General features: G+C 63.2%; 18 protein-coding genes. 9 read left to right on the top strand and 9 right to left on the bottom strand.

What is annotated here, in order from left to right; genetic code table 11:
* Positions 1 to 22: 22 nt before the first annotated feature.
* Both JQ574_RS23875 and JQ574_RS23870 read right to left on the bottom strand, forming a co-directional pair.
* A complete protein-coding gene (locus JQ574_RS23875) occupies positions 23 to 337 on the bottom strand; it encodes a hypothetical protein (RefSeq protein ID WP_212206779.1) in 315 nt (104 codons plus the stop codon).
* 111 nt (positions 338 to 448) lie between these two features.
* Positions 449 to 1,540, bottom strand: coding sequence for a histidine kinase dimerization/phosphoacceptor domain -containing protein (locus JQ574_RS23870; RefSeq protein ID WP_312014734.1), 1,092 nt, complete (start codon positions 1,538 to 1,540; stop codon positions 449 to 451).
* 360 nt (positions 1,541 to 1,900) lie between these two features.
* Here JQ574_RS23870 and JQ574_RS23865 point away from each other — a divergent pair, with 360 nt between their 5' ends.
* The 3 genes from JQ574_RS23865 (at position 1,901) to JQ574_RS23855 (ending at position 3,378) form a co-directional block, all read left to right on the top strand.
* Positions 1,901 to 2,068 (top strand): hypothetical protein, encoded by a 168-nt coding sequence (locus JQ574_RS23865; RefSeq protein ID WP_212206770.1) that lies wholly within the window; start codon positions 1,901 to 1,903, stop codon positions 2,066 to 2,068.
* A gap of 25 nt (positions 2,069 to 2,093) precedes the next feature.
* Complete coding sequence (locus tag JQ574_RS23860; protein WP_212206768.1) at positions 2,094 to 2,513, top strand: response regulator; 420 nt, start codon at positions 2,094 to 2,096, stop codon at positions 2,511 to 2,513.
* Between the two features lie 103 nt (positions 2,514 to 2,616).
* The gene (locus JQ574_RS23855; protein WP_212206766.1) at positions 2,617 to 3,378 is read left to right on the top strand and encodes a Crp/Fnr family transcriptional regulator; all 762 of its coding nucleotides are present in this window, start codon (positions 2,617 to 2,619) and stop codon (positions 3,376 to 3,378) included.
* Between the two features lie 8 nt (positions 3,379 to 3,386).
* Here the strand turns inward: JQ574_RS23855 and JQ574_RS23850 are convergent, their stop codons facing one another.
* Both JQ574_RS23850 and JQ574_RS23845 read right to left on the bottom strand, forming a co-directional pair.
* Positions 3,387 to 4,490: a mandelate racemase/muconate lactonizing enzyme family protein gene (locus tag JQ574_RS23850; RefSeq protein WP_212206764.1), complete on the bottom strand. Its 1,104-nt coding sequence runs from the start codon at positions 4,488 to 4,490 to the stop codon at positions 3,387 to 3,389.
* 94 nt (positions 4,491 to 4,584) lie between these two features.
* Entirely contained in the window at positions 4,585 to 8,325 is a 3,741-nt protein-coding gene (locus JQ574_RS23845; RefSeq protein WP_212383954.1) for a DUF3971 domain-containing protein, read from the bottom strand.
* A 228-nt stretch (positions 8,326 to 8,553) separates the two neighbouring features.
* Here JQ574_RS23845 and JQ574_RS23840 point away from each other — a divergent pair, with 228 nt between their 5' ends.
* The gene (locus JQ574_RS23840) at positions 8,554 to 9,363 is read left to right on the top strand and encodes a peroxiredoxin (protein WP_212206894.1); all 810 of its coding nucleotides are present in this window, start codon (positions 8,554 to 8,556) and stop codon (positions 9,361 to 9,363) included.
* 101 nt (positions 9,364 to 9,464) lie between these two features.
* Positions 9,465 to 10,814, top strand: a complete 1,350-nt coding sequence (locus JQ574_RS23835; RefSeq protein ID WP_212206759.1) for a M23 family metallopeptidase — start codon at positions 9,465 to 9,467, stop codon at positions 10,812 to 10,814.
* Between the two features lie 247 nt (positions 10,815 to 11,061).
* Here JQ574_RS23835 and JQ574_RS23830 read toward each other — a convergent pair whose 3' ends face one another.
* Both JQ574_RS23830 and JQ574_RS23825 read right to left on the bottom strand, forming a co-directional pair.
* The gene (locus tag JQ574_RS23830; protein ID WP_212206757.1) at positions 11,062 to 12,552 is read right to left on the bottom strand and encodes an NAD(P)/FAD-dependent oxidoreductase; all 1,491 of its coding nucleotides are present in this window, start codon (positions 12,550 to 12,552) and stop codon (positions 11,062 to 11,064) included.
* 35 nt (positions 12,553 to 12,587) lie between these two features.
* Positions 12,588 to 13,037, bottom strand: coding sequence for a cupin domain-containing protein (locus tag JQ574_RS23825; RefSeq protein ID WP_192739844.1), 450 nt, complete (start codon positions 13,035 to 13,037; stop codon positions 12,588 to 12,590).
* Between the two features lie 278 nt (positions 13,038 to 13,315).
* Between JQ574_RS23825 and JQ574_RS23820 the strand changes: the two genes are divergently transcribed.
* The 4 genes from JQ574_RS23820 (at position 13,316) to JQ574_RS23805 (ending at position 17,077) form a co-directional block, all read left to right on the top strand.
* Positions 13,316 to 14,329, top strand: a complete 1,014-nt coding sequence (locus JQ574_RS23820) for an AraC family transcriptional regulator (RefSeq protein ID WP_212206753.1) — start codon at positions 13,316 to 13,318, stop codon at positions 14,327 to 14,329.
* A 19-nt stretch (positions 14,330 to 14,348) separates the two neighbouring features.
* Positions 14,349 to 14,537, top strand: coding sequence for a hypothetical protein (locus JQ574_RS23815; protein WP_212206746.1), 189 nt, complete (start codon positions 14,349 to 14,351; stop codon positions 14,535 to 14,537).
* Between the two features lie 3 nt (positions 14,538 to 14,540).
* Entirely contained in the window at positions 14,541 to 16,724 is a 2,184-nt protein-coding gene (locus JQ574_RS23810) for a carbamoyltransferase C-terminal domain-containing protein (protein WP_212383953.1), read from the top strand.
* Between the two features lie 158 nt (positions 16,725 to 16,882).
* Positions 16,883 to 17,077 (top strand): hypothetical protein, encoded by a 195-nt coding sequence (locus JQ574_RS23805; protein ID WP_212206742.1) that lies wholly within the window; start codon positions 16,883 to 16,885, stop codon positions 17,075 to 17,077.
* On the opposite strand, the gene JQ574_RS23800 is transcribed toward JQ574_RS23805, so the two are convergent.
* The 3 genes from JQ574_RS23800 to prfB all read right to left on the bottom strand — a co-directional run bounded on the left by JQ574_RS23800 (position 17,078) and on the right by prfB (position 20,098).
* Positions 17,078 to 18,007: a DMT family transporter gene (locus tag JQ574_RS23800; protein ID WP_212206740.1), complete on the bottom strand. Its 930-nt coding sequence runs from the start codon at positions 18,005 to 18,007 to the stop codon at positions 17,078 to 17,080.
* An 80-nt stretch (positions 18,008 to 18,087) separates the two neighbouring features.
* Positions 18,088 to 18,963 carry an NAD(P)-dependent oxidoreductase gene (locus tag JQ574_RS23795; RefSeq protein ID WP_212206738.1) on the bottom strand — a complete coding sequence of 292 codons (876 nt, stop codon included), beginning with the start codon at positions 18,961 to 18,963 and terminating at the stop codon, positions 18,088 to 18,090.
* Positions 18,964 to 18,966: 3 nt separating this feature from the next.
* Positions 18,967 to 20,098 (bottom strand): peptide chain release factor 2 gene (gene prfB, locus JQ574_RS23790; RefSeq protein ID WP_212206736.1). Its coding sequence is split into 2 segments (ribosomal slippage): positions 18,967 to 20,028 and positions 20,030 to 20,098, totalling 1,131 coding nucleotides; the frame shifts between segments, so codons are not numbered across the junction.
* Positions 20,099 to 20,137 lie beyond the last annotated feature (39 nt).

Below are 20,137 nucleotides of genomic sequence, written 5' to 3'. Positions count from 1 at the left end.
TTGGTCATTCGCAGCGCGTGGCTCAGTAGCGACCGCCGCCGACACCAATGCTCACGCCGGGCGCATGAATTCCAATACCGGGTCCGCGCTCTTCATAGCCGCGGCGCTCGATATAGCGCTCGCGCGGCGCATAGCCATACGAGTCGCGAGACTCGCGAAGGATGACGCGGCGCTCCCCGCGCTCACGCCAGCAACGGCCGTCTTCGTCGCAAACCATGCGTACGTTCTGAATATGGCTGTCCGATGCGACCGGGCCAATGGAAAGCGGAGCCGCCGAGGCAGCAGTGGTAAACAACGCCGCAGCGCCGGCTGCCAGCGCGAGGGTGAGCGTTTTCATAATTTCTCCGGGGGTTGATGTGTCAGGAGACCAATAGGCCGCTGGCCCATTGGTTCCTGCGACATCTTCACGTGTTCTGCCTGGATCGAACAGCGCGAGAGGCGACGCAATCTATTCTTTGACTTGGGGAAGGATAGGCAGGTCGAGCAGGAAATGTGCCCCTTTGGGATTTCCGGAGGTGAGCGTCAGGTGGCCTTGAAGCTGCCGCACCATGCCGACGATCACCTTGAACCCCAGACTGGTTTGCGGCTGATCAATGTCGAAGCCGTGCGGAAGGCCGACGCCATGGTCGGAAACCTCGACATGAAGATGTTCATCGATTTCCCGCGCACTGACCTCGATGACGCCACCGCCTTCGGGGTAGGCGTATTTCACCGCGTTTGTAACGAGTTCGTTGATCAGGAGTCCCAATGGAATGGCATGGTCAGCCGAAAGCAGCATTGGGTCGGCATGGCAGTGCAGCGTATGGCCATCCGTCGTACCTTTCAGCTTTTTGCAAAGCTCGTTCATGAAGTCTACGAGTTCGACAAAACCGACGTGCGAACTACGCCATAGATGATCATGTACCTGGGCGATGGTGTCGACGCGCAGGCTTGCATCCTCAAGCGCATTTCTGACATCCGGGGATAGAGCCGAACGGGCCTGGACGCGCAGCAATCCGACCACGGAAGTTAGACTGTTCTTGACGCGGTGGCTCATCTCCCGCGTCAGCAGCGCCTGGTGCTCAAGTGCCTCCTGCAGTTTGGCGTCCGCCTGCTGACGTTCGATGGCGACGCCGAGCAGGCCAGCAAAGCCGGCCAGAAAGTCGGCATCCGCCTCGTCAAACTGGCCGGGATCGGCGCTATCGACCTCCAATACGCCGAAGAACGTTTTGCCCTCCCCGCCCTTTTCGATCAGCACGTTGATCGCGCGCCTGACGCCGTGATCCTTCAGGAGCTGGGGTGTCCGGAAACGGGTCTCCACATCCAGGTGATTTGAGATAACCGTGGCCCCGGTTTGGTAGGCGTATCCGGCCGGCGATCCGAGATCGGCGGTGAGCGACACGTTATCAATGGTGTCGAGGTCCCAGCCGACGCCGGCGCGCACCCTCAGGTGGTCTTCTTCCGGCACATATTCCAAGACTTTGGCGAATCGCGTCTGAAGCCCGTCGGCGCAAAACTCCGTGGCCCGCTGCAGGATTTGTCGGTAGTCGCGGGTTTGCATGGCGATTCGGCCGAACTCGCCGAGCAGGGATTGCTGCCGAAGTCGGTATGGAAGCTCGTCCCGATCAGGCGATTCTGCAGGAAACTTAAATAGTTCCTGAACTGCGTCAGACGGCAAATGCAATCGCGGACCTCCCGAGCACGGCCTTCGCCAGGGATCAGTTCAGATTTCAGCCAGTGCTTTCAGAGCATTATGGCAGCCCGGCGTTGGTCAGTCTGAGCAAAACAGCTCACTTCAGCGCCCCGGTGCGTGAGCGCCCGCTCCTGCAGCATCACGAATACGTGGGTCATGGTCTGTGGTGTGGACCACCGACAGCACGAAAGGCGGTGTGCGATCACTCACACCTTCCAGGAGGTGCGCATGCCCGATTCCGAAAGCAACCGAAAGCGCGACCTCGAGTGCCTGCGCCTGGCATCGGACCTCATTGAACTCGCATCCATGTCGCTCGCCCCGGAATTGAAGGCGCAGTGTCTACGGATGGCAGCCGATTTGACCGAGCAGGCCAATCAGGGACACGGCAGCCAGTAGCCCGTTTTGGAAAGTTCCCGTCAATATGGCTGCAGAATTGCCCAGCAAATCACCGACCATCGTTCTGATCGTAGAGGACGACACACTGCTGCGGATGTGCGTCGCAGAGATTGTTGAGGAAGCAGGCTTTGCAGTCATAGAAGCTGCTGATGCAGACGCGGCGATGGCGCTGCTGGAATCCCGCTTGGACATTGCGTTGCTGCTCACAGATATCGACATGCCCGGCAGCATGAACGGATTACAATTGGCCCACGCGGTGCGCAACCGCTGGCCGCCAATCAAAATTCTCGTCGTATCGGGACAAGTTCGGCTACAGCCCTTCGAACTTCCGCAGGACAGCTGCTTTCTCGCAAAGCCTTACCAGATTGCGGCGCTGGTCGAGGCGCTGTGTACGCTGGCGCCTCCCTTGGGCCATCCCTATCGGGAACCCAGCAATGTCCACTGAGCTGTTTTGCTCAGACTTGAGCCGCTTATTAGTGCAAATCTGATCCGCCAATCGCCGTGCCTAAAATCGGTCCGAAGCACTCGGATCATCACGGCCGTAAGCGATGCCCCAGGCGCAAATGGATTATGACCCGCGAAGCAATCAACTGCTCGGCGCCCTGGAGCCAGGCAGCCGCAGGCGAATAGATTCCCACCTCGAGCCGATCGATTTCGAACTCGAAGAGATGGTCTGCGATGCCGGCGGTCTGCTCAAACACGCCTATTTTCCGCAAGGCTCGGTTCTGTCGCTATTGACCGTTCTGGAGAATGGCGCCGCCATCGAGACGGCCAACATCGGACGCGAAGGCGCGTTCGGCCTGTTTGCAGCCATGTATAGCCGTGTCTCGTTCAACCGCTGTCTCGTGCAACTCCCGGGTCATACGGTTCGCTGCCCGATCGAGCTATTGCAACACGAATTCAAAAACAGCGAACACGTGCGCGACCTGTTCGTTAGTTACTCGGAGACCCTGCTTTCCCAGGTTCAGCAGACGGTTGCCTGCAATTCCATGCACACGACGGAAGAGCGAATGTGCAGGTGGTTGTTGATGATGCACGACCGCGCCGGCGGGGAAGCGCTGCCTTACACCCACGAGTTTCTTTCGCATATGCTCGGCGCGAACCGGAAATCCGTAACGCTTGCCGCACAATCAATGCAGACCGCCGGTCTCATCCATTATCGCCGCGGCACCATCCAGGTACTCGACCGGGCGGGCCTGGAGAAGGCGTCATGCGAATGTTACGCCATCGTCAAGGAGCGCTTCGATGCGTTCCTGACGCCGCCTTCGACGGCGGTACAGGGCCACAACAAGGGCCGTACGGCCGGGTGAAGCACCCGCTAGACCCGAAACCGCTCCATGACCTCGCGGTCCGGCTCGTAGCCAAGCCCCGGCGCTTCCGGCACCGCGACCGTACCATCGGCGCCGACATCGATCGCACCGCGCCACAGGCACGCGGCACGGTTCATGTAAAAGAACTCGACGAAGGTTTTGTCGTCCCGCAACGACAGCAACTGCAGCGTCGCCAGAAGGCCCGGACCGAAATAGGGCGAATGCGGCGCGAGCCTGACGCCTATCTCGTCGGCCAGCTCAACCACCTTCAGATATTCGGTGATGCCACCGACCTTGGTGACCGAGGGCTGCGCGTAGCTGACCGCACCCGCCTCCATCATCTGGCGGAACTGGTAAACCGTGCAGGCATTCTCGCCGGCGGCGATATCGAGCCCGCCCTTCGTGCGGGTCTCGGCCAGCGCGGCAAAATCTTCCGGCGGCCACACCGGCTCCTCCAGGAACATCGGTGCGGCCGCCTTGCATTCATGCGCGAAGGCGATGGCTTCCGCCGACGTCATCGGGCAGTTCATATCGACCATCAGCGGGATGCCGTCGCCGATCGCGCGCCGTGCGGCGAATACGGCCGGCGCCGTCGTCTCATGAAGCTTGATGGCGGTGTAACCGCGCCGCAGCGCCGTCTCGCATTCGCTGGCGACGAGATCGGGTGTTCCGATCCGCAGCAGGCTGGCATAGGCCGGAATCCGCGCCCGTTTGCGCGCACCCAACAGGCGGTGCAGCGGGACGCCCTGCACGCGTGCCGCGAGATCCCACAACGCGATATCGAGCGCGGAGATCGCGAACATCGTGATGCCGTAGCGGCCGAACAGATGCAGATTGCGCTGGATACGGTCCATGAAGGCGGGAATGCCGGCGGCGTCGGGGACCTCGAGACCCCGGGCCTGCGGCGCAATCATTTCATCGATGGCGGTGGCACAGGATCGCGGGCACACATAGCTGAAGGCATCCCCCCAGCCGGTCAGTCCCGCATCGGTCGAGACCTCGACAAGAACGATTTCGAGTGCCGATATCGCCGAGGCGCCCTGCTTGAAGCTCGCCACGCCGGCGTCATAGGGGATACGGATATGGTGCGCACGGACGTTGGTGATCTGCATGACGCCAGCCTCCCGGTTTTTTTAAAGCTAGCGCGGGACGATGCCGATTGGCCAGATCAATCGCTGATGACAAAACCCCTCAACGGCTCACGCCCTAATTATTGGTCGGCGGGAATTCGATCGGGTTGTTCTGCTTGCCCGTGTTGAATTCGAAGATCTTGCGCAGCACGCCGGGCGCCATCGCTGAAATCGGATTGACGCGCAGCACCGGCGCGGCCGGCGTGCCGACGACCTCATAGGTGACGCCGATCAGGCCCTCATTGCTGCCGCCGCCGAGGAACAGGCCGAGCACGGGAATCTGGCCGAACATATTGTTGAGTCCGTACATCGGAACGAAGGTCCCGCTCATGCGTACGGAGTTGCCGATATAGTCGAGCGTGCCTTCGATGGTGGCGCCGATCGTCGGGCCCTTCACGACGCCGTCCCGGATCGTGAGGTGTCCGCTCTGCCGGGTGAATTCCGCGCGCAACGCCGAGAACGACACGCCGTTTTGTACGCCTGCCGGTCCACCCGCTGCCGCGCGCTCCAGTTCAGGGACGCCTTTGACGGAGAAGTCGCGGATATTGATCAGGCCATCTTTGGCTGATGGTTCGACCGTCGGCGGCTCCATCGCGAGCGAGAGCTGACCGCCGAAGACCTTCGAGTTGGTGTCGGTGAAGCGGAGGAACGCGCCGGCGTCATTGGTCTGCAGAATGATCAGGTCACGCCCCTGCCCCTGAACACGACCGCGCAAATCGGCGGTCACCGGCGTATCGCGCCCGACCTTGCCGGTCATCGCAAACGTCTTGATGACGCCATTGCGCCGGGACATCTTGGCATCGACGCTGCGCAGCGCCTCGCCATTGTGGCCGGCGACCGCGCCGAGCTTGACGTCGATATCCAGATCGATGTTCTTGGTCTTCTTGGCGTCGGCTTCCTTGCCCGAGATGGCCGATTTGAGGAAGCCGCGGCCATCGAACACGTCGCCGCGCATCGTCACCTTCACGACGCCATCGGCATTGCGTTCGGCTTTCAGCGAGGTCTTGTCGCCTTCCGACGGCGAATAGGTCGGGAAGTTCGCGGTCATTAGCTCGCCATTCGCGTCGACTTCCAGCGAGCCCTTGATCGAGACGCCGCCGCCGTCGACGACGATGTCCTGGAACAGCGTCGACTGCTCCTTCTTGACGACGCTGAACGTCGCCTTGCCGGACCTGCCCGGCACCTTGACCCAACCCGGCAGGATGTTGTCGAGCCGGAGCGAGGTAAGATCGGCCTCGATGCCGACGCGGGTGTCGTTATCGCCGATCTTGCCGACCAGTTTGACTGGAATCGCGCCGCTAACGGCTGGACCAAGATCCAGCCCAAGCCGCGCGCGGCTGGCGTCATCCAGCGTCGCCGACAGCCTGATATCGGCGTCGCCCTCGTTCGGCTTGCGATAATCCAGCGACGCCTGCTGGCCGTTGATCTTGACGTCGCCCCTGACCTGATAGCCGTTGTTGTTGGCAACGACCTTCAGCGTGTTCGCCTCCAGCTTCTGGTTCATCACCAGCTTGTCGATGGAGACCCCGCCGAGATCGGCGGTCACAGCATAAGTCGTGTCGGCCTTGGTCAGCACGCCCTTGACCGGCATGCCGAGCATGATGTTAGCCGTCACTGTCCCCTTGCTCGCGTTCGGATCGATGAAATTGGCGGAGACGTCGCTGAGGCGATCGGATGCCAGGATCTCGGCCGCGGCCGCAATGGTTCCATCCATGCGGAATTTCACCTTCGACGGCGATGGCTTCGGCGCCATGTCCGGCACCTCGAAGGTGAAATCCGAAATCGTGACCTTGCGACCGGCCGGCGTATCGGCGATGCCCTGGCCGATGTTGACGGTAGCGGTGCGACCCGTCACGCGTGCCTTCAGGTCGGCGTCGCGCACGACCGGCATGTCATCGACGGGGCGCACCGTCACGCCGGTCGCCGTGATAGTGACCGCCAGGCCGTCGTCGGGAATCGGCGGGCCTTTGCGCGACAAGTTTCGCACCGGCGAATTGACGCCGACCTCGATGCGCTGGAGCGTGCCGCGTTCGATCCGCTCAATCACCCATTCGCGCACTTCCGGCACGATCAGGACCGGCCACATCCGCTTGAGCGCGGAGGCCGACATCGGCGTACCGGCAAAGCCAAGCTGGAGCCGCGCCTCGCCGGAATAATCGACGCTGCCGGTTCCAGCGACGCCGATCTCGCCATTGCTGATATCTGCCTGCGTCAGCAGAAAGCGCTTCCTGTCGGTGTCGAAGCGCATGCCGATCGCGATGCGATTGAAGATCAGCGGCTGTTCGCCCTCATTGCCGGCTAGCACGATAGTGCCGCCGCTCAACCCGGCCTGCCATTCGGTCGTGGTTCCATTCGGCGGCTCGAGATGGCCGAGCAGCGTAACCCGGTTGGCGCCGGAAACGATCTTGAACGGGGCGACCAGCACGCGCCGCGCCGAATCCCATTCGACGTTCATTTCCGCCGCATCGATCGCCATCGGATAATCGGGCGTATCGCTGTCGATGATGTTGCCGGCACCAGCGGTCAGCTTGCCACGGAAATAGGTCGGCAGGCCATCGCGGCCGAGTTCGCCTTTCAGTTCACCCGACAGCGGCAGGTTTGCGCTGTAGGTGAGATCCTTGACCCGCATCGCCAGCAGAATATTGGCCGCCGGTACCTTGTCGGCACGCAGATCGACCGAGCGCACGCCGTTGGTCGGTGGCCCGATCACCGCCCGCAGCGACCATGGCCGGGCGCCCTCCTCGCCAACGCTCAGCGCCACCCCACCGGCGTTCGGCCGGCGAAGGCTCATGCTGATATTGTCGAAGGTCCACTTGTTGCCGCGCTGCTGGTCGTCGACGACCAGATTGCCGTTCTTCAAGCCGATCTCGTTGAGATTTTGTCCGTCGAGACCGGTCAGGCTCAGGCTGTCGAGCCAATCGAGGCCGGCCAGCAATCCGTTCTGTGCCGTCTCGGGCGCCGGCGTGCCAGGCGGCGGTGCCGGCCGCGGGAATGTGGGCGCCAGGCCAGCGTCGCGCTTCGAGGCTACGCCGGTCGCCAATGGTTTGGCCGTGTCACCAGCCGATACCGTCACCTGGCCATCCGGCGTGATTCGTACCGCGAGTTCGGCATCGACCAGATTGAGGCTCTCGGCGCGAAGCCGCCCCATCAACAACGCGGTGCCGGATAATCTCACCTCGGCCTTCGGGGCGCTTGCGACAATGGCCTGGTCGCGATCCCTGACCACGATGTCGCGGATACGCACCGCGATTCGAATTCTGCCGGCGCGCTCGATTTGCGTGCCACCGACCTCGACCGTATTGCCGTGCCCGATATTTTCCTCGATCGCCTTCGCAAGCCAGGGCGTCGCCAGGTCGAGATTGATCGGGCCGGCGCCGAGCCGCCACCAAAGCCCGCCGAAACAGCTGGCAAAGATCACGGCCAGCACCGCAATCACAACCGATAGGCGCTTGACCCAACGTTCGCCGCTGATCCATCGGTTCAGCGCTGAAACGTTGTCGCTGAAGCGGTGAAAACGGGAATTGGAACGGGACAATAGCCGCCGCGCGCGGTAGCGCGCCGCCTCGTCCTGGTCGGTATCCCAGCCGGCCTCGTCATCCCATTGCGAGATTTGAGCCTCAGCATGCGGATTCGACCCTTGTCGCCCAAGATCTTGGCGCCCCGAACCTTGGGGTCCAAGACCTTTGAGCCCAGAACCTTGGAGCCCAGGACTTTGGGGCGAACTATTCCTAGCCATTGCCTCTCGGTGCTGGCGCTGAGGTTGATCGTCGCCGCAGGCGCGCCCATCGATCTGTATCGAGCGCTCCCGTGCCGGCATCGCTGCCAATCCTCGATTAATACTGTTACTCGTAGCCCAGCCCAAGGACTCAATCGCCGACTTAATCAAACGGGCCGTCAACGAGCGGACGGGTGGTGCGTCGAATTCCTTGTAACCATACTCCGAGGTCATCAAACTTGCCCAGCAGCCGGAGCGAATCCGATAGGCCGGGACAAGACCCGCAATACCCTATTGGTTGATCCGCCGAAAGCGACGAAAGGAAGGCGTATGTCCAAGAAAACGCGCAAGAAATCCTCCAAGGGATCCGCAAAGACACCCGCAAAGACACCTGCCAAGTCATCCGCGAAGGCGCCTGCCAAGAAATCCGCCCAAAAAACGATCCCGGCGAAGGCAGCCCGCAGTAGCTCGAAAGCTCCAGTCAAAGCGCCCGCGGCCAAGGCCGGCAAGGCGGTCGCAACAAAATCAGGCAAAGCAGCCAAAAGCGCTTCGACCAAAGAATCCCACAAGCCGGCGTCGAAATCGTTAAAATCCAACCTATCGGCGACGCCGAAATCCGATTCCGGGCCGATTCCCAAGCCGGCCGAAAAGCCGCTCCCCGCGCCCGGACCGGCGGCTGCGCTGGCTGAAGGCGCCAAAGCGCCCGGCTTCCGGCTGCCCCGGGACGGCGGCGACAGCGTCGCCCTGGCCGATTACGCCGGCCAAAAACTGGTGCTGTTCTTCTACCCCCGCGCCGACACCCCCGGCTGCACCAGGGAGGCGATCGACTTCACCCGGCTCAAGGACGCCTTCGCCGAAAGCGGAACGGCGGTGCTCGGCATCTCCGCCGACACCGTACGGGCCCAGGAGTCCTTTCGCGACAAGCACCAGCTCTCGATTCCTCTGATTTCGGATGAGAAACATGAGATGCTGGAGGCGTATGGCGCCTGGGGCGAAAAATCCATGTATGGCAGGACCTTCCTTGGGATTCTTCGCACCACCGTTCTGATCGGCAAGGACGGCAAGATCGCGAAAATCTGGCGCAATGTACGGGTCGATGGCCACGCCGACGACGTGTTGGCCGCAGCGCAAGGATTATAGTTTTCCAGGTTCCATTTCCCAAAAATTAACCATGAGTGGGTCAAATCGGCCTCGCAAATTCAGCCGTACGGAACCCCTGTCCGACCGGCGCGGGAGAGCCGATGTCGTACCGTTCCGGTCATCATTCCGAGTACCACCAGCACCATCATCCCCATGACAGCCGGGCGCGACGTCCCGTGGCGCAGGCCGCGGCGCTGCCCCCGGCCAATGACGGATATGCCATTGTCCATGCCGGCAAGCAGGTGCGGTTCGGGCCCGTGGTGTTCTGGATCGTCGTCGGCACGGTCGTCGTGCTCGGAATGTGGTCGGCGGCGACCGCCACCTATTTCGCCTTTCGCGACGACGTCCTGACTCGGCTAATCGCCCGCCAGGCCGAGATGCAGTACGCCTATGAAGACCGCATCGCCGAGCTGCGCGCCAAGGTCGATCGCACCACCAGCCGCCAATTGCTCGACCAGGAACAGTTCGACCAGAAGCTCGACCAGATCATGAAGCGCCAGACCGCGCTGGAATCCCGCGCCACCGCGCTCGGCTCGATTCCGGACAGCACGGCCACCGGATCGATCCGGCCGTCGGCCCGCGGCGCCGCCGCCGAGAGCCCCGCTTCCGGGACACCGAAGCCCAGCCCGATCAGCGACACCGTGATCTTTGTGGCGCCGCCGGATCGTGAAGCCCGTCTGGAGTCGCGCGCTCCGGTCGTGGCCAAGCAGCAAGCCAACCAGTACGCCAAGGTTCAAGGCGTCGACAACGTCCTGGTCCGGCTGCAGACGTCGCTTGACCAGGTCGAGCGGCGCCAGATGGCGGCGCTGAGCTCGGTAGAAGACAGCATGGAATCGCGCGTCCGCCGGATGCGCGGCGTGTTCACCGATCTCGGCCTCGACATGGCGCAGCTCGAAGCCGCGACGCCGCGTTCGGGCGTCGGCGGCCCCTTCGTGCCGGTGAAGCTTGGCGCCGATGCCGGCCCGTTCGAGCGCCAGCTCAACCGGATCAACGCCACCCGTGCCCAGGTCGAGCGGTTGAATCGGACTCTGGCGCTGGTGCCCTATCGCAAACCCGTCGTCGGCGAGGTCGAGTTTACCTCCGGCTTCGGCGTCCGCAGCGATCCTTTCCTTGGTCGGCCGGCGATGCATACCGGCCTCGATTTCCGCGCCGCGACCGGCGATCCCGTGCGCGCGACCGCGAACGGCAAAGTGGCTTCATCGGGATGGATGGGCGGCTATGGCCGCATGGTCGAGATCGACCACGGCAACGGGCTATCGACCCGCTACGGCCATCTGTCGGAGATCCACGTCAGGGTCGGCGACGTCGTCAAGATCGGACAGGTGATCGGTGCGGTCGGCTCAACCGGCCGCTCAACCGGTCCGCATCTGCATTATGAAACACGGATCGACGGCGACGCGGTCGACCCGCAGAAGTTTTTGCGCGCCGGTGTGCGGCTCAGCTCCGGCTAGAGGTCAGCGCGAAGCGCCAATGATCCCGTTCCCGCCTCCGCAGATAAAAAATCGCGAAAACAACCCCATGCAAAGTAAGATGAGCCTCGACCAGCGGTATTAATGCACCGTCCGCGCCCTTATCGCCTCCGCCCATTCCACCGCCGCCGCAGCCGCCCGGGCCACCTGTCAATCCGGCGGCCTCGATCGTTGGGAAATCCTGCGAGCCGGAGCGCGGCCTAGCTCGGTTATTGGCCGTCTCCCCACTTCATGCCGATACCTTATAGTCCGGTGCAGAAGCGAGAAACCGCGCATACGCATCCGCGTCGGGTGGGGTAAATTTCTCCGCCAGCGCGCTGCGCCGGCGTGTTGTTGTCCCGATGTCGGCGAGCAACTCGTCAAAATGCTTGAAATGGTAGGGCGCCACGCACAGCCCGCCATAGACGCCGGCCGCCGGCCGCTCCACGCGTTTGAAATGCAGCATCAGTTCGATGTTGTCACGCATCTCGGCGGGGCTCGGCTGCTGCGCAAGCTGGCCGTCGGCGTAACGGACCAGCCAGTTTGCCGCCAGATCGGCGCACAGCACCGTGCAGAAACTGGAGTTGAAGCCGACAAAACCCATGTCCGGCAGATCCGGATTGGCGATCAGCCGGTAGAGCCTGTACTGGCCGTCGCCGTCCACCAGTCGGTCACGAAGCGCCTGCGGCAGGAACGGCACGCCGAGCTTGTAGCCGATGGCCAGGATGGCGAGGTCGGCTGCAACGCGCTCGCCGCCGGTCATCACGATGCTGTTGCCGTCATAGTGATCGAAGCTGCCGCGGATCGCCTTGATCCGGCCATCGGCCACCATCGGAAAGAAGTCCGGCGTGGCAATCGGCACCGAGCAATTGACGCCATCCTCGATGCGCTGCTTCGGAACCATGTCGCATTTCTTCAGCTTGAGCTGCAGCTTCAGCATGCTTTCCAGGCCGCGCCAGTTGGCCCAGACAAACGGCTTCGCCACCGCGTGCTTGAACCGCGACAGCGCGCCGATGCCCCAGCTCTTGAACATCTCCTCCTGCGCGCGGATGTAGAGGATGCGCTTGAAGTTGATCAGGCCGCCGATGAAGTAGGGAATCCGCCACACCGGCTCGCGGTACACCAGCGTGACCGCGCTGGCGCCGGAATTGACCGCGTTGACCGCAATGTCGGTGGCCGATTTCGAGCCGCCCAGCACAACCACCTTCTTGCCCTTGGCGAGGCCGGCATCGTTGTATTGCGAGGAGTGCAGGATGCGTCCGCCCTGCGCCTTGAACGCGTCCTCGCCGCGAAGGCTGAGGGTCTTCGGTTCGTTGAACTGCCCGATGCAAACCGCGACGAAGTCAAAGTCCTCCGGCGTGCTGCCGGCGGGGCCGCGAAGGTCGAGCCGCCAGCCCGGCTTGGAGTCCGGGCGGCTATTCATCTGCACCACCTCGGTATTGAAGCGGATCAGGCGATCGAGGCCATGATCGCGGGCGTATTCGGCAAGATAGGCATGAACCTGCGGGCCCTTCGGCCATTCCGGATAGGATGCCGGCATGGCCTTGTCGGTGTAGCGGTAAAGCTCTTTCGGGCTTTGGGTCTGCACATCAGGATAGGATCTTGCCGGCTCCCACACGCCGCCGAGATCGCCGCTGCGCTCGACAATGGTGACGCGGTGTCCGCGCGACGAAAATGCCTTGGCCGCAGCAAGCCCGGACACGCCGGCGCCGATGATGCAGATCTGCTTTTGCTTGACCATGGATTTGTCTCCGACGTGAAGGTGAAAGCTCGCCGCTATTCGTTGGCCTCGGGCGGCAGGAAGTTCACCTCGTGCTCGGCCGAAACCCGGACCACCTCCGCGGGGTCGGTCATGTTGTGCAGCCGGTTGAATAGCGCTTCGAGCTTCTGCATCGGCGACACCCAGAACAGCGCGCGCGCCGGCTTGTCTGACTTGTTGAAGTAACCGTGCGGAATGCCGCGCGGCAGCCGCACCAGGTCGCCGGCCTTCGCCTTGACCCAGACGCCGTCGAGCTTGAGATCGAGTTCGCCTTCCTGCACCAGAATGAATTCGTCCTGGGTCGGATGGATATGGACCGGCACGAACTGGCCGGGGTCGCTGTTGGTCTCGAAGGCGAAGGTGGAATCGGTCACCGCCTTCGGGAAATAGACCTGGCCCAGGATATTCCAGGTCACGCCGCCGTAGCCGGTGCCATCAGCGGTGATCCCCTTTTCGAGTGCTGCCATGTGCCGTCTCCTGTTGGATGGTTAATCGGTCAAGATCAGTCGTATTTGCGCAGGCTGCGGCGAACCCACCCGGCCGTCTAGCCGCAAAACGAATCCGCCATCGGGGCCGAAGAATTTCTTTTGGACGGCACGGGTGATGTTGCGGCGCACGATCATCGTGGCGCTGATGTCGCCGGCGGCGCAACGATCGGGCACGATCCGTTGCCAAATCGCCTTTCCAAGCACCCGTCCCGGAGATATTATAGGGTTCAAACAACCCCGAAGGCCGTGTGAGGACGATGGGCGCAGCCGTTGCCGAAAGGGTTCAAGACGCGAGGCTGGCCGCGTTCAATCGCGTATCGACCGGCGATGTCGATGCCGCCGCCGAGGCGATCGGACGCATCTTCTGCCCCCATCAGTTGACGCCCACTCGCCCGTCGGCGCCGGGTTTTTACGCCCAGCACAATTGCGCCGCCTTCGAAGGGTTCTCCATCAACTACGTCGCCTATGGCGGATCGGTATCGATCGATCCCGGCTGCCTCGACCGCTTTTTTCTGCTGCAGATTCCGCTGCACGGATCAGCGCGGATCGCAACCGCGGCCTGCGAGGTTGAAAGCAGCCCGGGCACGCGCGCTTCGCTGCTTTCCCCGACCATCCCGACGCGGATGACATGGGATGGCGATTGCGCCCAACTCATCCTTCTGGTGGACCGGCGGCTGGTCGAACAGCGGGCCGCAGCGCTTTCAGGAAAGCCGGCGGGTGCGGTCGAGTTTACGCCGGCGATCGATCTCAACCAGGCCTGCGGGCGCGAGCTGCTGTCAGGGGCCGCTGACCTGGTCGATCTGGCCGAGCGTCTCGGACCCAGCCGCCGCCTGGCACCGGTTGCCGCGGCCGAATTGCGCGAGGCGCTGCTCGGCGCCCTGCTCCACGGTCAGCACCACAGCCGGAGCGTAGCGATGCAGGTGTTCGGCGGCCGCGCCGAAACGCTGCCGCGGCCGTTGCGGCGGGCGCGGGATTGCCTGCATGCCCACGCCGCCGAGCCGCTCGATCTGGCCCAACTCGCCGAAATCACCGGCATCGGCATCCGCGCGCTGCAGATCGGCTTCCGCCGCCATTTCGGCACGTCGATTTCGCAGATGCTGCTCGATATCAGGCTGGCGCACCTCAATGCCCGGCTGACCAGCGCACGCCCCGGCGAGAGCATCACGGAGATCGCATTCGAACTCGGATTTACCCATCTCAGCCGCATGGCGCGCGCTTACGGCAAGAAATTCGGCGAAACGCCGTCCTCGACCCTGCGCAGGATGAGCTGAACCAATCAATGCTGGCTTAGTGCCCAACCTCACCCGCGATGATATCGCCGAACAGCTCCCAGCTTATGCCGTTGAACTTCATCAGCTGCATCTGCTCGATCGGAAAGAAGTCGTTCGGCAAAGTGTCGCAAGCCGCGCGCGGGCTGGCAAGCGGCCGCTTAATCCGCTGGATGAAACAGCATTGTTGCGCGCCGCCTTTTATGATTGATGCATGGCGACACGTTTCCCCTGCAAGGCCGCCTTGGAATTGAACCCGACGACACGCATTGGTCCCCGACATCCGAAGCTCGCCGCCGGCGGATTCCGCGCCGCGCGATGGCTGGCGGCGAAGACGTTTGGCGCGGCCGGCTTTCACCAGCTCGGCTCGAAATTTGCCGATGCGCGCATCGCGAAGGTGCGCGACAAGCTCGCGCGCGGGGAAACGGTCTATCTCGCCGGCCTCGGCGCGCCCGGCACGCACAATTCGGGCGTGGCGCTGGTCGAGGTAACGCAGGCCCATGGCCCCCACCTGATCCTCAACAACGAGGAAGAACGTTTTTCCGGCAACAAGCACACGACGGAATATCCGCGCGCCTCTGTCGATGCGATGGTTGCAGCCTTGCGTGGCATCGGGCGCGACATCGCCGATATCGACGCCTGGCTGACCAGCTGGGACTACCCGACATTGGCGGGAACACTGGCACGCTCGGTGCTGGAAGAAATCCCGCAAAGCCTCAAGCTGCTGCGCACCACCGAAGCCGCGGGCTTCGACGGACGACGTCTCGACCAGATGACGCGCACGCCGAAGATCCTTGCGAAGCAAATGGGGCTTTCCGAACGCCTGCCGCTGATCTGCCTGCCGCATCACGACAACCATGCCTGGTTTTCCTATGCGGCGTCGCCCTTCGCCGACGACGGCGAGCGGGTGGCGGTCGCGGTGCTCGATGGCACCGGCGATCAGGGGTCGATCTCGTTGTACGTCGTCCAGCACGCCAAGATGCGCCGGCTCTACTGCAACGACAGCATGTTCGATTCATTGGGTGCGTTCTACAGCGTGATCTCTTCAACGCAGGGCGGCTGGACTTGGCTCTCCAGCGAGGGCCGCTATATGGGCGCGGCCGCCTGGGGCGACATGAACCGCGCGACAAATCCGTATTACGCGCGGCTGCGAAACGTCCTGCACTTCGGCGAAGCCGGCGAAGTCAGGCTCAACCGCGCGATGGCCAACTGGTATTGCGACCCGTTCGACAACCCTTACAAGACGGCGCTCACCGACATCCTTGGACCAGCGCTCAAGCCCGAGCAGCTCTGGAATCCCGACGCGGTGCTGCGTGTCGAGGACATCCATCACCGTCCCGACACCAAGGAACGCCTCGACAAGGCGGCCGCGACGCAATTGGTGTTCGAGGACGCCATGATCCATGTCGTGGACCACCTGTTGCGCGTCACAGGCGCGAGCCGGCTGGTGCTGACCGGCGGCGTCGCGCTGAACGCGATCGGCAACATGCGCCTGCTCGAACATTTCAATGAAGCCTGGTTCGCCGACGCCCAGCAGCGCAAGGCGCGCCTGCATCTGTGGGTGCCGCCGGTGCCCGGCGATCCCGGCGTCACCATCGGCGCGGCGTGGCTGTTCGCGCATCTGGCGGGCGCCCCGCGCGGCGCGCCGATGACGCATGCGTTCTATTGCGGCCTGCCGCCGTCAAATGAAGCCATCGCGAGCGCGCTGGAAGCCGATGACATCGCCTCGCAGCGCATTGGTGATATCTCGACCGCTGATGGACGCGACGCCGTCGCCGACCTGACGGCGTTTGTGGTCGCGCAGAGCGGCGTGATTGCGCTCTATCAGGGCGCCGCCGAGACCGGACCGCGCGCGCTCGGCCACCGCTCGATCCTCGCCAATCCCTGTGACCCCAACGCGCGAGAGCGGCTCAACGAGCGCGTCAAATACCGCGAGGCGATCCGCCCGCTGGCGCCGATGGCAACGCTGGAAGCTGCCCACCAATATTTCGAGCTGCTGCCGGGCGCCTCCGATGCCGGTTACAACGCCTACAATTACATGGTGCTGACGGCGCAATCGAAGCCGGGCGCACGCGACAAGATTCCGGCCGTGATTCATGCCGACGGCACCGGCCGGATTCAGATCGTCAATGCGGATGACGATCCCCTCACCCACGCTTATCTGAAGGCGCTCGGCCGTCACATCGGCGTCGAGATATCCGTCAACACGTCCTTCAATGTCGCAGGTCCAATCGCGCAAACGCCGCAGCAAGCCATCGACACGCTGCGCCGTTCCAAAGGCCTCGATGCCGTCGTGTTGGTGGCAGACAACGGCGCGGTCTATGCCGCCTGGCACGGCGGCGAGCGCGACAACGGAAGATTTTCAAGCTGGTTCGCGCAATGGAAGAGCCGCCGGTAAGGTTGACAGGTTAGCTTAACCAGCGACTTCAATTGCATCACGACCGCCGCGCGCTATCGTGCATGCAGTGGACGATTTGTTCGTTCCAACCCCTGTTAACTTCGCCGTCGGGCGATCATTTTCCGCCCGGCGGCCTCGTTAAATCGTGAGCGCGCGCCATGCATGCGGAAAGCCAGGAGCGGTTACGAATATTGAGCCTCAGTCCGAAGCCCGCCTGGGCCGAAGTCTGGCACTTGCGGAAGATTTTCATTCCTCGGCGATCCATCACCGGACGGTTGCTGACCGGCAAGGTTTGGCGGCGCCATGACGGCAGGCGCTGGATCTACAAGAAATTCACCGAAAACAACGGCTAGCTATCCGACGACGGCCGGCCATCGAAACAACCCGAGCACCCGCCCGTCGATCAACAGCAGTGCGCTGCCAATCACCAGCGCGCCCGCGATCTCGCGCGGCGAAATCTGTTCGCCCAGCACCAAATAGCCGAGCACGATGGCGGTGACCGGAATCAATAGCGTCACCAGCATGACATTGGTCGCGCCTGAGCGCCGCAGGATCTGGAAGAACACGATGTAGGCCAGCGCCGTCGACAGGACAGCCAGACCGATCACAGCGCCCCACGTCGCAAGCCCCGGCATCGGCAATTGCCAGGGACGGTCGACGAAGCCGGCGACAATCACCATCATGACGCTCGAAGCCAGCAACTGAAACGTCGCCGTCCCCAGCGGCGGCGAGTTCGACAGCAGCCGTCGCGCCACGAGCGCCGACAAGCCATAGCTGAACGCGCCGGTGAGGCAGAGCAGGATGCCGATGCCCTGCTCGCCCCAGAATCCGTCGCCGTCCAAACTCCAGCCACGCAGGATGACGACGCCGATCAAGCCGACCACGACGCCCGCGATCCGCCGCGCCTGCAGCTTCTCTTCGCCGGCCGCCGCCATCACCACAACGGTAAACAACGGCGTGGTGGCGTTGAGGATCGAGGCCAGCCCGCTCGGGATCGTCGTCTGCCCCGCCACGATCAGCGAGAACGGCAAGACGTTGTTGAAGAGCCCGATCGCGAAGAACGGCTTCCAGCCTGCAATCCCTTTGGGAAAATCAATCCGGTAGACCCACAGCAAGGGCAGCAGGACGATCGAGGCTAGCGCCACGCGCAGCAGCACCAGTGTCAGCGGCGGCAATTCCCGCAGCACCACGCCGTTGAAAAAGAACGAGCCGCCCCACAGGATCGAAAGCACGCCGAGCAGCGACCAGTCGCGGGCGTCGATCCTGTTGTCGGCGGTGGTCATGTACGGCTCATATCTGCATTCGGCGCAGATCTATTCCGGCCCGCGAGCCTTGCCCACCCGATTTCCGAACACGTACGCGCCTATTTCGGGCGCGACACGATCTCGATCATCCTGCCTTCGTCGTCGTCGGGCATCTCGGCCTTGGCATGGGCATAGGCTTCCACCGCGGCGCGGCCGACCGGCGGCGTTCGGGCCAGCAGGCTTTCGGCCAACTGCACCGCATAGGCGGCATCCTTGTGGCGGAGCGCCGCCGTGAACGACGCGCCGGAGAAATCGCGCGCCACCATGCGCTTTGAATGACGGATCACCTGCGGGCTCGCGACCGCGCCGGTCGCCAGCGCTTCCGCCACAAGGTTCATGTCCAGCCCTGCCTGCTCGGCCATCGCGATGCCTTCGGCCAGACTTGCGATCTGCACCGCGCCCATCAGATTGTTGATCAGCTTGAAGACGGTGCCGGTGCCGACAGCGCCAAAGTGCCGGACTATGTCGCTGATCGGCGCCAGATATGGTTTTGCCCGATCGAGATCAGCTGTGTCGGCGCCAACCAGCAGCGTCAGCTTCCCGGCGGCCGCCGCGCTCGGCAGGCCGGTGACGGGGCAATCGATGTAGATCAACTCGCGCCCGCGCAGTTCACGCGCCAGGTCGAGCGCGTGCTGGTACGACACCGTGGAGCATTCGATCGCCAGCGTGCCGGGCTTCATCTTCGCGGCCGCGCCATCCTGGCCGAGCCACACGGCGCGAGACGCTCCGTCATCGGCGACCATGGTGACGACGGCATCCGCGCCCTCGGCCGCAGCCGCCGGTGAAGCCGCCCAGCGCGCGCCGCGCGCGATCAGATCCTCGGCTTTGGCCTTGCTGCGATTCCAGATCGCAACCGAAAAGCCGGCGTCGAGATAGCGGCCCGCCATGCCGTGGCCCATGCGGCCAAGGCCGATGAAAGCGACTGTCGTCGTCATGGGTTAATCCACATCCTCGACCGAACCGGGCGAGGTGCCGAACGCACGCTGTGCCAGCGTCGCGGCCATGAACTCATCGAGATCGCCGTCGAGCACGCCTGACGTGTCCGAGGTCTGCACACCGGTGCGCAAATCCTTGACCATCTGATAGGGCTGCAACACGTAGGAGCGGATCTGGTGACCCCAGCCGATATCGGTCTTGGCGGCCTGATCGGCCGCGGCCTGCTCCTCGCGCTTCTTCAGCTCGATTTCGTAGAGCCGCGCGCGCAACATGTCCCAGGCCTGCGCGCGGTTCTTGTGCTGCGAGCGGCCGGCCTGACAGACCACGGCGACGCCGGTCGGAATATGCGTCAGCCGCACCGCGGATTCGGTCTTGTTGACGTGCTGACCGCCGGCACCACCCGAGCGCATGGTGTCGGTGCGCACGTCGGACTCCGCGATGTCGATCTTGATGCTGTTGTCGACCACGGGAAAGATCGCGACCGACGAGAACGAGGTATGCCGGCGCGCGTTGGAATCGTACGGCGAGATCCGCACCAGCCGGTGCACGCCCGCCTCGGTCTTGAGCCAGCCATAGGCGTTGTGGCCCGAGATCTGGATGGTGGCGGATTTGATGCCGGCTTCTTCGCCTTGTGTTTCTTCCAGATATTCGATCTTGAAGCCGTGCTTCTCGGCCCAGCGCGTATACATGCGCAGCAGCATCTCGGCCCAGTCCTGGCTTTCGGTGCCACCCGCGCCGGCATGGACTTCGAGATAGGAATCGAACCGGTCCGCCTCGCCCGACAGCAGCGCCTCGAGCTCGCGGCGCGCCACTTCCTTTTTCAGCGCCTTCAGTGCGTTCTCGGCTTCGGTGACGACACCGGCATCGTTCTCGGCTTCGCCGAGTTCGATCATCTCGACATTGTCGCTGAGTTCGCGCTCGACCTTGCCGATGCCCTGCAGCGCATCCTCCAGCGAGGTGCGCTCCTGCATCAGCTTCTGGGCCTTCTGCGGATCGTTCCAGAGATTGGGATCTTCGGCGAGCTTGTTCAGCTCGGCCAGCCGTGCCGTGGACTGTTCGACGTCAAAGATGCCTCCTCAGCAGCCCGACTGACTGCTTGATCTCTTCAACGAGGCGTTCGACTTCGGCGCGCATGGTGTCTCTGATCTGCGGTGCAAACCGCTAATATAGCGT

Origin of the sequence: Bradyrhizobium sp. AUGA SZCCT0158 (genome assembly GCF_018130065.1) — a bacterium.
In the GTDB taxonomy this organism is placed as follows: Bacteria; Pseudomonadota; Alphaproteobacteria; order Rhizobiales; family Xanthobacteraceae; genus Bradyrhizobium.
Note: the sequence above shows the minus strand (reverse complement) of the source record. Positions and strands in the feature narration are given on the sequence as shown.

What these genes read in the sequence shown, in the direction of transcription:
- JQ574_RS23860 (WP_212206768.1), top strand. Translation starts at nt 2,094, where the DNA reads ATGGCTGCAGAATTGCCCAGCAAATCACCGACCATCGTTCTGATCGTA.
- JQ574_RS23870 (WP_312014734.1), bottom strand. Translation starts at nt 1,540, where the DNA reads ATGCAAACCCGCGACTACCGACAAATCCTGCAGCGGGCCACGGAGTTT.
- JQ574_RS23850 (WP_212206764.1), bottom strand. Translation starts at nt 4,490, where the DNA reads ATGCAGATCACCAACGTCCGTGCGCACCATATCCGTATCCCCTATGAC.
- JQ574_RS23855 (WP_212206766.1), top strand. Translation starts at nt 2,617, where the DNA reads ATGCCCCAGGCGCAAATGGATTATGACCCGCGAAGCAATCAACTGCTC.
- JQ574_RS23875 (WP_212206779.1), bottom strand. Translation starts at nt 337, where the DNA reads ATGAAAACGCTCACCCTCGCGCTGGCAGCCGGCGCTGCGGCGTTGTTT.
- JQ574_RS23835 (WP_212206759.1), top strand. Translation starts at nt 9,465, where the DNA reads ATGTCGTACCGTTCCGGTCATCATTCCGAGTACCACCAGCACCATCAT.
- JQ574_RS23840 (WP_212206894.1), top strand. Translation starts at nt 8,554, where the DNA reads ATGTCCAAGAAAACGCGCAAGAAATCCTCCAAGGGATCCGCAAAGACA.
- JQ574_RS23845 (WP_212383954.1), bottom strand. Translation starts at nt 8,325, where the DNA reads ATGCCGGCACGGGAGCGCTCGATACAGATCGATGGGCGCGCCTGCGGC.
- JQ574_RS23830 (WP_212206757.1), bottom strand. Translation starts at nt 12,552, where the DNA reads ATGGTCAAGCAAAAGCAGATCTGCATCATCGGCGCCGGCGTGTCCGGG.
- JQ574_RS23865 (WP_212206770.1), top strand. Translation starts at nt 1,901, where the DNA reads ATGCCCGATTCCGAAAGCAACCGAAAGCGCGACCTCGAGTGCCTGCGC.
- JQ574_RS23795 (WP_212206738.1), bottom strand. Translation starts at nt 18,963, where the DNA reads ATGACGACGACAGTCGCTTTCATCGGCCTTGGCCGCATGGGCCACGGC.
- JQ574_RS23810 (WP_212383953.1), top strand. Translation starts at nt 14,541, where the DNA reads ATGGCGACACGTTTCCCCTGCAAGGCCGCCTTGGAATTGAACCCGACG.
- JQ574_RS23825 (WP_192739844.1), bottom strand. Translation starts at nt 13,037, where the DNA reads ATGGCAGCACTCGAAAAGGGGATCACCGCTGATGGCACCGGCTACGGC.
- JQ574_RS23805 (WP_212206742.1), top strand. Translation starts at nt 16,883, where the DNA reads ATGCATGCGGAAAGCCAGGAGCGGTTACGAATATTGAGCCTCAGTCCG.
- JQ574_RS23820 (WP_212206753.1), top strand. Translation starts at nt 13,316, where the DNA reads ATGGGCGCAGCCGTTGCCGAAAGGGTTCAAGACGCGAGGCTGGCCGCG.
- JQ574_RS23800 (WP_212206740.1), bottom strand. Translation starts at nt 18,007, where the DNA reads ATGACCACCGCCGACAACAGGATCGACGCCCGCGACTGGTCGCTGCTC.